At 72.3% G+C, this 10,902-nt stretch carries 7 protein-coding genes and 1 pseudogene; 2 read left to right on the top strand and 6 right to left on the bottom strand.

Annotated features, from left to right (window positions below; all coding sequences use genetic code 11):
* Positions 1-91: 91 nt before the first annotated feature.
* The 5 genes and pseudogenes from ACLQ2X_RS04655 to ACLQ2X_RS04635 form a co-directional block, all read right to left on the bottom strand.
* Positions 92-1,423: a dihydrolipoamide acetyltransferase family protein gene (locus ACLQ2X_RS04655; protein ID WP_425679679.1), complete on the bottom strand. Its 1,332-nt coding sequence runs from the start codon at positions 1,421-1,423 to the stop codon at positions 92-94.
* Positions 1,424-1,437: 14 nt separating this feature from the next.
* The gene (locus tag ACLQ2X_RS04650; protein ID WP_425679678.1) at positions 1,438-2,412 is read right to left on the bottom strand and encodes an alpha-ketoacid dehydrogenase subunit beta; all 975 of its coding nucleotides are present in this window, start codon (positions 2,410-2,412) and stop codon (positions 1,438-1,440) included.
* Positions 2,413-2,439: 27 nt separating this feature from the next.
* Positions 2,440-3,591, bottom strand: coding sequence for a thiamine pyrophosphate-dependent dehydrogenase E1 component subunit alpha (locus ACLQ2X_RS04645; protein ID WP_425679677.1), 1,152 nt, complete (start codon positions 3,589-3,591; stop codon positions 2,440-2,442).
* Positions 3,592-3,705: 114 nt separating this feature from the next.
* A pseudogene (locus tag ACLQ2X_RS04640) lies at positions 3,706-5,040 on the bottom strand (aspartate aminotransferase family protein); the annotation flags it as partial.
* Positions 5,041-5,056: 16 nt separating this feature from the next.
* Positions 5,057-6,589: a CoA-acylating methylmalonate-semialdehyde dehydrogenase gene (locus ACLQ2X_RS04635; protein WP_425679676.1), complete on the bottom strand. Its 1,533-nt coding sequence runs from the start codon at positions 6,587-6,589 to the stop codon at positions 5,057-5,059.
* A 106-nt stretch (positions 6,590-6,695) separates the two neighbouring features.
* On the opposite strand from ACLQ2X_RS04635, the gene ACLQ2X_RS04630 reads away from it, so the two are divergent.
* A complete protein-coding gene (locus ACLQ2X_RS04630; protein WP_425679675.1) occupies positions 6,696-8,339 on the top strand; it encodes a PucR family transcriptional regulator in 1,644 nt (547 codons plus the stop codon).
* 32 nt (positions 8,340-8,371) lie between these two features.
* On the opposite strand, the gene ACLQ2X_RS04625 is transcribed toward ACLQ2X_RS04630, so the two are convergent.
* Positions 8,372-8,731: a hypothetical protein gene (locus tag ACLQ2X_RS04625; protein WP_425679674.1), complete on the bottom strand. Its 360-nt coding sequence runs from the start codon at positions 8,729-8,731 to the stop codon at positions 8,372-8,374.
* Between the two features lie 295 nt (positions 8,732-9,026).
* On the opposite strand from ACLQ2X_RS04625, the gene ACLQ2X_RS04620 reads away from it, so the two are divergent.
* Complete coding sequence (locus ACLQ2X_RS04620; protein ID WP_425679673.1) at positions 9,027-10,715, top strand: acyl-CoA mutase large subunit family protein; 1,689 nt, start codon at positions 9,027-9,029, stop codon at positions 10,713-10,715.
* The last annotated feature ends 187 nt before the right edge of the window (positions 10,716-10,902 follow it).

The following is a 10,902-nucleotide window of genomic DNA, read 5'->3' as shown; positions in this document are numbered from 1 at the left end:
TGTGCCCCCGCCCCCCCCCCCCCCCCGCCCCCCCCCCGCCGCCCCCCCCCCCCCCCCCCCCCCCCCCCCCCCCCGTCGTGCGTCCCGGTGCTCAGCGCATCGCCAGGCCCCACACCGGGTCCTGGAGGAACCGGCCGACGTGGGCCAGCACCCGACTGCCGAGTTCCCCGTCCACCAGCCGGTGGTCGAACGACAGCGACAACTGCACCGTCCAGCGCGGCACCACCTGCTCGTCGACCACCCAGGGCGTCCTGCGCAGGGCGCCGAGGCACAGGATCGCGGCCTCGCCGGGGTTGAGGATGGGGGTGCCGGCGTCCACACCGAACACGCCGATGTTGGTGAGGGTGATGGTGCCGCCGGCCAGGTCGGCGGGGCGGGTGCGCCCGTCGCGCGCCGACGCCGTCAACTCGTTCAGGGCGACGGCGAGACCCCGCACCGACCGGCCCTGCGCCGCCTTGATGTTCGGCACGAGCAGCCCGCGTGGCGTCGCGGCGGCGATACCGAGGTTGACGTCGGCGAACCGGATGATCTCCTGGTTCTCCTGATCCCAGCGGGCGTTGACGTCGGGGTACCGGCGGACGGCGTCGAGCAGCGCCAGCGACGCCACGAGCAGCGGGCTGACCTTGACGTCCTGGAAGGCCGGGTCCTGCTTCAACCGGTCCACGAACTCGACCGTGCCGGTCACGTCGACGGTGAGGAACTCCGTGACGTGCGGCGCGGTGAACGCGCTCGTCACCATGGCGGTCGCGGTCGCCTTACGCACGCCGCGGACGGGCAGGCGCTCGTCGCCCCGCGCCGCGTCGTCACGGGCCGTCGTCGACCCCCCGGGTACGTCCGCGGAGGCGTCGCCGCCCGGACCGCGCGGCGCCGGGCCGGTGGTGTGGTCGAGGAGGTCCTGGCGCGTGACCCGGCCGCCCGGGCCGCTGCCGCGTACGCCGGACAGGTCCACACCGAGGTCCTTCGCGAGCTTGCGCAACGGCGGCTTGGTGAGCACCGGCGGCCGCGTCGAGCGGGGCACGCGGCTGGTGTCGTCCGGGCGTACGGAGGGCACGCCGCGTCGCCGCCGACGGGTCCGGGCCTGCGCGGACACCCCGTACCCCACGAGCACCGCGGTGCGTTCCGCGGCCGGCTCCCCGTCACCGGCGGGTTCCTCGCCTGTCGACTCCTCGTCACCTGCCGGGTCGTCGGTGCGGATGGCGATGATCGGCGAGCCGACGTCGACGCTCTGCCCCTCCTCGGCGAGGAGGCGGTGCACCACACCGGCGTAGGGGCTGGGCAGTTCGACGACGGCCTTGGCGGTCTCGATGTCCACGAGGATGTCGTTGAGGCGGACCGGGTCGCCCGGGGCGACCCGCCAGGTGACGATCTCGGCCTCGGTGAGGCCTTCGCCGACGTCGGGAAGGTGGAACTGCTGGACGGTCACGGGAACCTCTTCCTCTACTCGGCGAGTACGCGGTCGACGGCGTCGAGGATCCGGTCCAGGTCGGGCAGGTACTCCTCCTCCACCTTGGCCGGCGGGTACGGCAGGTTGAAGCCGCCGACCCGCTCCACCGGCGCCTCCAGCGAGTAGAAGCACCGGCTCGTCACCTGCGCGACGACCTCGGCGCCGAACCCGGCGAAGGTGGGAGCCTCGTGGACCACGACCGCCCGCCCGGTGCGGCGCACGGACTCCTCGACGGTGCGTACGTCGAGCGGGGAGATGGACCGCAGGTCGACCACCTCGACGTCGCGGCCCTCCTGCGCGGCCGCTTCCGCCGCGGCGACGCAGGTGGCGACCGTGCCCCCGTAGGTCAGCAGCGTCACGTCGCTGCCGGGGCGGACCACCCGGGCGCGGTCCAGCGGCAGCGGCGGGCCGGCGTCCTCTCCGGTCACCTCTCCCTTGACCCAGTAGCGGCGCTTCGGTTCGTAGAAGATGACCGGGTCGTCCCCGGCGACGGCCTGGCGGATCATCCAGTGCGCGTCGTCCGCGCTGGCGCAGTAGACGACCCGCAGCCCCGCGGTGTGCGCGAAGTACGCCTCGTTGGACTCGCTGTGGTGCTCCACCGCGCCGATGCCGCCGCCCACCGGGATGCGCACGACCACCGGCAGGCTCAGCCGACCGTTGGTGCGGGCCCGCATCTTGGCCAGTTGGGAGACGATCTGGTTGAACGCGGGATAGACGAAGCCGTCGAACTGGATCTCGCAGACCGGGCGGTACCCGCGCAGCGCCAGGCCGATCGCGGTGCCGATGATCCCGGACTCGGCGAGCGTCGAGTCCATCACCCGGGCTTCGCCGAAGTCCTTCTGCAGACCGTCGGTGACCCGGAAGACGCCGCCGAGCCGGCCGACGTCCTCACCGAGGAGCACGACCTTGGCGTCGTCCTCCATGGCGCGACGCAGACCGCTGTTCAGTGCCTGGCAGAGGTTGAGCATGAACGAGTCCTCCGATCGGGGCGGGCGTCAGTCGAGGAAGGAGCCGCGGTAGGCGACGAACGCCTCGCGCTCCTCCCGGAGCAGCTGCGGCACGTCGGCCAGCACGGTGGTGAAGGCGTCCGCGAGGTCCGGGGCCCGCAGTGCCAGGCACTCCCGGCGGGTGCGGTCGGCGAGTTCGTCCGCCTCGGCCTGGATCCCGTCGAGGTACGCGGTGTCGCTCCAGCCCTCGGCGCGCATGAGCGCCTCGACCCGGCCCAGCGGGTCCTTCCCCCGCCACGCGTCGAGTTCGCTGTCGGTGCGGTACCGGGTGGGGTCGTCGGACGTGCTGTGCCCGCCCATGCGGTAGGTGGTGGCCTCGACGAGCGCGGGTCCGGCACCGGAGCGCACGTGCGCGGCCAGCGCCGACGTCACCGCGTGCACCGCGAGGACGTCGTTGCCGTCGACCCGCTCGCTGCGCAGACCGAACCCGGCCGCGCGGCGGTGGATGGGCGTGCGTGACTGGGCCGACGCGGGCGTCGAGATCGCCCACTGGTTGTTCTGGCAGAAGAACAGGACCGGCGCGTCGTTGGTGGCGGCGATGTTCATCGCCTCGCTGGCGTCGCCCTCGCTGGCGGCACCGTCGCCGAAGTACGCCACGACGAGGGTGTCGCTGCTGTCGCGCTGCACCCCCAGCGCGTACCCGGTGGCGTGCAGCAACTGGGCCGCCAGGACCAGGGTGTAGATGTGGAACGAGTGCGGTCGCGGGTCCCAGCCGCTGTGGGCCACCCCCCGCCACTGACGCAGCAGGTCGGCGGGGCCGATGCCGCGCCACAGCGCCGCCGCGTGCTCCCGGTAGCTCGGGAAGACGTAGTCGTCGGCGCGTACCGCCGCGATCGAGCCGACCTGTGCGGCCTCCTGTCCGCGGCACTGCAACCACAGGCCCAGTTCGCCCTGCCGCTGCAACGCGAACGCCTCGTCGTCGAGGCGGCGCGCGAGCCGCATGCCCCGGTACAGGTCACGGGTGAGCCGACCGAGGGCGTCGTGGTCGGGGTGGGCGTCCGGGTGCAGCCGCCCGTCGGGGGTGACGAGCTGGATCTCGCCGTCGGGGGTCCGGGGGAGGTCGGCGGTGGTGGGGAAGGGGTCGGGGTGGCCCGGCGCGGAGCCGGTGGCCGGCGGGCTCGCCGCGTCTACGGTGTTCAAGGCGTCACCTTCTGGGTGCTCGTGCCCGCGTCACCGGGGTCACCGGCGGGCCGCGGGTCTCGGATACGGGCCACCGCCCGCCGGATCGACCGAGCGGGCGGTGGTCGGCAGCGCTCAGAGCGTGTGTCGGTCGGCGAGCGTCAGGGCCTCGTCGAGGACCGCCAGTCCGGCCTTCACCTCCGTCTCCGACACGGTGCACGGCGGCACCACGTGGAGGCGGTTGAAGTTGGCGAACGGGACCACGCCGTTGCGCTTGCACGCGGCCAGTACCTCGTTCATCTCGGGCGACGACGACCCGTACGGCGCCAGCGGCTCCTTCGTCTCGCGGTCGCGTACCAGTTCCAGCGCCCAGAACACGCCGAGCCCGCGTACCTCCCCGACGCTCGGGTGCCGGTCGGCGAGTTCGCGCAGCCCCGGGCCCAGCACGTCGGCGCCGATCGCGGCGGCGTGCTCGACGATCCCCTCGTCCCGCATCGCGGTGATGGTCGCGACGGCGGCGGCGGTGGCCAACGGGTGCCCGGAGTACGTCAGCCCGCCCGGGTAGGGGCGGTCGGCGAACGTCTCGGCGACGTGCTCGGCGATCACCACACCGCCGAGCGGGACGTAACCGGAGTTGACGCCCTTGGCGAACGTGATGAGGTCGGGCGCCACCCCGTAGTGGTCGAGCGCGAACCAGGCGCCGGTGCGTCCGAACCCGGCCATCACCTCGTCGGCGATGTAGAGGATGCCGTGCCTGTCGCACAACTGCCGCACCCCGGCGAGGAAGCCCGGCGGCGGCGGGATGATGCCGGCGGTGCCCGGGACGGTCTCCAGGATGACGGCGGCGATGGTGGACGGTCCCTCCATCTCCACGACGCGTTCGAGGTGGCGCAGCGCGAGCACGCCCTCCTGCTCCTCGGTCGTGGCGCCGAACTCCGACCGGTACGGGTAGGGGCCGAAGAAGTGCACCACCCCGGCGGTCCCGTTGTCGTTGGGCCACCGCCGCGGGTCGCCGGTGAGGTTCACGGCCGTCTGGGTGCCGCCGTGGTAGCTGCGGTACTGGGACAGCACCTTCGGCCGGCCGGTGTGCAGCCGGGCCATCCGGACGGCGTGTTCGACGGCGTCCGCGCCACCGTTGGTGAAGAACACTTTGTCCAGGCCGGCGGGGGTCCGCTCGGCGATCAGCCGGGCCGCCTCGCTGCGCGCCTCGTTGGCGTACGACGGCGCGATGGTGCACAGTCGCGCGGCCTGCGCCTGGATCGCCGCGACCACCGCCGGGTGCTGGTGGCCGATGTTGGTGTTCACGAGCTGGGACGAGAAGTCCAGGTAGCGGTTGCCGTCGCCGTCCCAGAAGTAGGAGCCCTCGGCGCGTTCGACGACCATCGGGTCGAGCTGGGACTGGGCGGACCAGGAGTGGAAGACGTGGGCGCGGTCGAGTTCGTAGGTGCGGCGTGCGCTGCTGCTCATTGTCGCCTCTCTCCGCTGCTCAGTCGTTCTCGGGGAAGCCGAGGTTGAGCCCGCCGTGGCTGGGGTCGAGCCACCGCGACGTGACGACCTTGCCGCGGGTGAAGAAGTGCACGCCCTCGGCGCCGTGGGCGTGCGAGTCGCCGAACAGGCTGTCCTTCCAGCCGCCGAACGAGTAGTAGGCCATCGGCACCGGGATCGGCACGTTGACGCCGACCATGCCGACCTCGACCTCGTTCTGGTAGCGGCGTGCCGCCCCGCCGTCGTTGGTGAAGATGGCGGTCCCGTTGCCGTACGGGTTGGCGTTCACCAGCGCCAGTGCCTCGTCGTAGCTGCCCACCCGGACGACCGACAGCACCGGGCCGAAGATCTCGTCGGTGTAGACGCTCATCTCGGGGGTCACCCGGTCCACCAGGCTCGGCCCGAGCCAGAACCCGGCCTCGTCGCCGTCGACCTGCACGCCGCGGCCGTCCACCACCAGCTCGGCGCCGACGGCGGCACCCGCGTCGAGGTACGACGCGACGCGGTCGCGGTGCTCCCTGGTGACCAGCGGCCCCATGTCGCAGGAGCGCCGGCCGTCACCGACCTTCAGGGTGGCGATGCGCTGGCGGATCCGCTCCACCAGGTCGTCGGCGACGGGCTCGACGACGATCAGGGCGGAGATGGCCATGCACCGCTCACCGGCGGACCCGAACCCGGCGTTGACGGCCGCGTCCGCGGCCAGGTCGAGATCGGCGTCCGGCAGCACCACCATGTGGTTCTTGGCGCCGCCGAGGGCCTGGACACGCTTGCCGTGCCGGGTGCCGGTCTCGTACACGTACCGGGCGATCGGCGTGGAGCCGACGAACGACACCGCCTTGACCTCGGGGTGCTCCAGCAGTCGGTCCACGGCCACCTTGTCGCCGTGCACGACGTTGAACACGCCGGCGGGCAGGCCGGCCTGCTCCCACAGGCGGGCGACGAGCAGCGACGCGGACGGGTCCTTCTCGCTGGGCTTGAGCACGACGCTGTTGCCAGCCGCGATGGCGATGGGTACGAACCACATCGGGACCATCACCGGGAAGTTGAACGGTGAGATGACGGCGCAGACGCCCAGCGGCTGGCGGATCGAGTAGACGTCTACGTTCGTGGACACGCCCTCGGAGTAGCCGCCCTTGAGCAGGTGCGGGATGCCGCAGGCGAACTCGACGACCTCCAGGCCCCGGGTGACCTCGCCGAGCGCGTCGGAGACCACCTTGCCGTGCTCGGCCGTGATGAGTTCGGCCAGTTCGTGCTTGTGCTGGTTGACGAGTTCACGGAACGCGAACAGCACCTGCGTGCGCTTGGTCAGCGACGACGTCCGCCACGACGCGAACGCCGTGGCGGCGGCGGCGACGGCGCGGTCCACCTCGTCGGTGGAGGCCAGCGGAACCTCCGCGCGGATCGTGCCCAGTGCCGGATCGTAGACTGGTGCCGTACGCTCCGTGACGCCGACGACCCGCTGGCCGTCGATCCAGTGGGTCAACCGCTCCAGCGAGGCAGGAGCGGGAACGGTGTCGGGTGCTGTCTGGGTCATGCCCGGATCATCTGCGCTTCCCCAGGTCCGGGCAATGGGCACTGTGTCGCTCCCGCTCTCCGGAAGCACACATACTGTGCGCCGGGACGAGAAGGGAGACGGGCTCATGCCGATGACGGTCCGGGACGTGCTCGAACTGCCGGCGTTGGAGCAGGCCGGGCCACGTGTCCTGGCCGGTCGGGACCGGCTGGACGCCCCGGTGCGTTGGGTGCACGTCGCCGAGGTGCCCGAGGTCGCCGACCTGCTCCGCGGTGGTGAGTTGGTGCTGACCACAGGCATCGGCCTGCCCCCGGACGACGACGGGCTGCGCCGGTGGATCGACGCCCTGGCCGACGTCGGTGCGGCGGGTGTGGTGATCGAGCTCGGGCGCCGGTTCGGCGGGACCCTGCCGGCCGGTCTGGTCGAGCGTGCCCGCAGCCGGAACCTGCCCCTCGTCGCGCTCCGCCGCGAGGTGCGCTTCGTGGCGGTGACCGAGGTCGTCCACTCCGTGATCGTCGAGGAGCAGACCGCCGACCTGCTCGCGAACGACGAGATCCACCGCATCTTCACCGAGCTCTCGGTCGAGGGGGCCGAGCCCCGGCAGGTGCTCCGGGAGGTCACCCGCCTGTCCGGCCGGCCCGCCGTGCTGGAGAACCTGGCCCGCCAGGTGCTGGCGTACGACACCGGCCCGGTGTCCGCCGAGGAACTGCTCGACCGCTGGGAGACCCGCTCACGCGCGGTGGAGGTGCCGTCCGGCACCGGTTACGAGCCGCGGTCGGGTTGGCTGGTGACAAGCGTCGAGGCCCGGGGCAACCGGTGGGGGCGGCTCGTGCTGCTGTGCGACCAGGAGCCGCCGGCACGTACGAGGGTCCTGCTGGAGCGGGCCGCGTCCACCATCGCGCTGAACCAACTCGTCACGCAGGACTCCTCCTCGGTCGAACGGCAGGCGCGCAGCAGCCTGCTGTGGAGCCTCGTCACCCACTCCGCGCCCACCCGGGACGTGGCGCTGCGCGCGCGCGGCCTCGGCGTGGTGCTGGAGCAGCGCCGGCTGCTCGGGGTCGTGGTGCGCAGGCGCCGGCTGACCCGGGGCACGGGCGTCGAGATGAACCTGCGTCGACGGGAACTGCTGGACGCGGTGGAGTCGGCGGTCCGCGCCTGCGGCCTCGCGGCGTTGACCGGGGACGTCGACGAGGCGGTCGGCGGCGAGGGGGTCAGTGTCCTGGTCGCCCTCGGTGACGCCGAGGGTGACGAGGACGCGCTGCGAGGGCTGTCCGCCGCGCTCACCGAGGCGGGCCACCCGGCCGGGTCGGACGTCGTGGTCGCCGCCGGGTCGGTGGTCCGGTCGCTCGACCTGGCGAGGCGCTCGCTGGCGGAGGCGGCGCAGGTGGCCGACGCGGTGGTGCACACCGCGGAGCCGCGACCCTTCTACCGGCTTCTCGACGTCCGGCTGCGGGGCCTGCTCCACCTGCTCCGCGAGGATGTGCGTCTGCAGACGTTCGTGGAGCGCGAACTGGGCCCGCTGCTCTCCTACGACCAGCGCCACGGCACGAACCACACGGCCCTGCTGGAGACGTACCTCGTGGAGGGGCGCAACAAGCGGCGCGCGGCGGACGCCATGGGTCTGTCCCGGTCCGCGCTGTACCAGCGGTTGCAGCTGATCGAGCGCGTGCTCGGTGTCGACCTGGACTCCAGCGAGCGACGCCTGTCCCTGCACGTGGCGCTCACCGCCCGGGACGTCATGCGTCACGAGGCCGGCCCGGCGTCGGGCTGACGTCGGGCCCGCGCGCGGCGTGCCGCGCGTCGTCACCTGGTGCGGCGACGCCCCGGCCGGTGCGTGGCGCCGGCACGTGCGGGTGCGGCGTGCAGGCTCACGCTGACGACGGGCACCGCGTTCGCGACGCTCTTGCGGACCGTCTCCAGCGTCGCCGTGCTCGGGGAGCACTCCACGATCATCACCGCCGAGCTGTTCGGGCACTGCACGTACTGCAGGTGGGAGACCGCGACCCGGCGTGCGTGCAGCACGGACAGCACCTTGAGCAGGCCGGTCGTGGAGTGTCCCGCGCTGATGTGGACGACCATCGTCCACGGCGTGCCGTCCGCGCCGTCGGCGACCGCACGGGTCGGGTGGTCAACAGTGGTGGGGGTGGGGTGCAACAGGGTCACGGGGGCCTCACAGTGACGAGCCGACGGAACGCTGGACCGGCGGCGCGCGCAGAGGACGCACGCCGCCTAGGTAATCAGCCCGATCAGAACTCGCATGCCCACGGCGGCAGTGTGGCACGCCCCGCGCCGGCGGCCGGCGCCCGCCGCGGAGTCGTCCGGCACGTGGGACGCCCGCCCGCGAGGACTCGCGCCGGGGGTGACGCCGGGTTACCGTCCGGTACGCATGCCCTTAGGGATCGTTCAGGCTCCCGCTCTACACTCGGCTGGGACGACGACTTGAGAAGGAGTTTCGCGCATGGACGCTGACGAGATCGCCGCCGGTCGGGCCCGCTGGCAGGCCCGCTACGACGCCGCCCGCAAGCGCGACGCGGACTTCACCACGCTCTCCGGCATGAGTGTCGACCCGGTGTACGGCCCGCCGGAGGGCACCGTGTACCCCGGTTTCGAGCGGATCGGCTGGCCCGGCGAGTTCCCGTACACCCGGGGTCTGCACCCCACCGGCTACCGCGGGCGCACCTGGACCATCCGGCAGTTCGCCGGGTTCGGCAACGCGCAGCAGACGAACGAGCGATACAAGATGATCCTCGGCGCGGGCGGCGGCGGGCTTTCCGTCGCCTTCGACATGCCGACGCTGATGGGCCGCGACTCGGACGACCCGCAGTCGCTCGGCGAGGTCGGCCACTGTGGTGTCGCGATCGACTCGGCCGCCGACATGGAGTCGCTGTTCGACGGCATCGACCTGGCCGGCGTCACCACCTCGATGACCATCTCCGGGCCGGCCGTGCCGGTCTTCTGCATGTACCTCGTCGCCGCCGAACGGCAGGGCGTCGACGTGTCCACCCTGGACGGCACGCTCCAGACGGACATCTTCAAGGAGTACATCGCGCAGAAGGAGTGGCTGTTCGACCCCGAGCCGCACCTGCGCCTGATCGGCGACCTGATGGAGTACTGCGCGCGGGAGATCCCCCGGTACAAGCCGCTGTCCGTCTCCGGCTACCACATCCGCGAGGCCGGCTCGACCGCCGCGCAGGAGTTGGCGTACACGCTTGCCGACGGATTCGGGTACGTGGAGCTGGGCCTGTCCCGCGGCCTCGACGTCAACGTCTTCGCCCCCGGCCTGAGCTTCTTCTTCGACTCCCACCTGGACTTCTTCGAGGAGATCGCCAAGTTCCGCGCCGCCCGTCGCATCTGGGCCCGCTGGCTGCGCGACGTGTACGGTGCCACCAGCGAGAAGGCTCAGTGGCTGCGGTTCCACACCCAGACCGCCGGGGTGTCGCTGACCGCCCAGCAGCCGGTCAACAACGTGGTACGCACCGCCGTGGAAGCCCTGGCCGCGGTGCTCGGCGGCACCAACTCGCTGCACACCAACGCCCTCGACGAGACGCTCGCCCTGCCCACCGACGAATCCGCCGAGATCGCCCTGCGTACCCAGCAGGTGCTGATGGAGGAGATCGGGGTGACGAACGTGGCCGACCCGCTCGGCGGCGCCTGGTACGTCGAGGAGCTCACCGACCGGATCGAGGCCGAGGCGGAGGAGATCTTCGCCCGGATCCGCCAGCTCGGCGGCGAGGGCCCGCACACCATCGGCCCGATGACCTCCGGCATCCTGCGCGGCATCGAGGACGGTTGGTTCACCGGGCACATCGCCGAGTCGGCGTTCGTCTACCAGCAGGCGCTGGAGAAGGGCGAGAAGAAGATCGTCGGCGTCAACTGCCACACCGGCACGGTCGCCAAGGAACTGGAGATCCTGCGCATCTCGCACGAGGTCGAGGTGGAGCAGCGCCGGGTGCTCGCGGAGCGCAAGTCGGCCCGCGACGACGCCGCCGTCACCGCCGCCGTCGCGCGGATGGTCGAGGTCTCCCGGACCGGGGAGAACATGGTCCCGGCGATGCTCGACGCGGTCCGCGCCGAGGCCACGCTGGGCGAGATCTGCGACGCCCTGCGCGCCGAGTGGGGCGTCTACCGCGAACCCGCCCGCTTCTGACCCTCCGTCCCCCACCCACCCCCGCGATCGTGTGGTCGACCCCCGTTCCGTGCGGCAGTTGTCGCATTTGCCGGGGCGGAAAGCGCACGATCGCGGGGCGGTGGGGGTGTGCGGGTTGAGCAGCGGGAGAGTGGTGACTGTCGCCGTCGCGGCTGGTCGGAGATCCGTGGCGTACGTGCGAGACTAG

Origin of the sequence: Micromonospora sp. DT31 (assembly GCF_049841795.1) — a bacterium.
GTDB lineage: Bacteria > Actinomycetota > Actinomycetes > Mycobacteriales > Micromonosporaceae > Micromonospora.
This window is presented reverse-complemented; position numbering and strand designations above follow the sequence as displayed.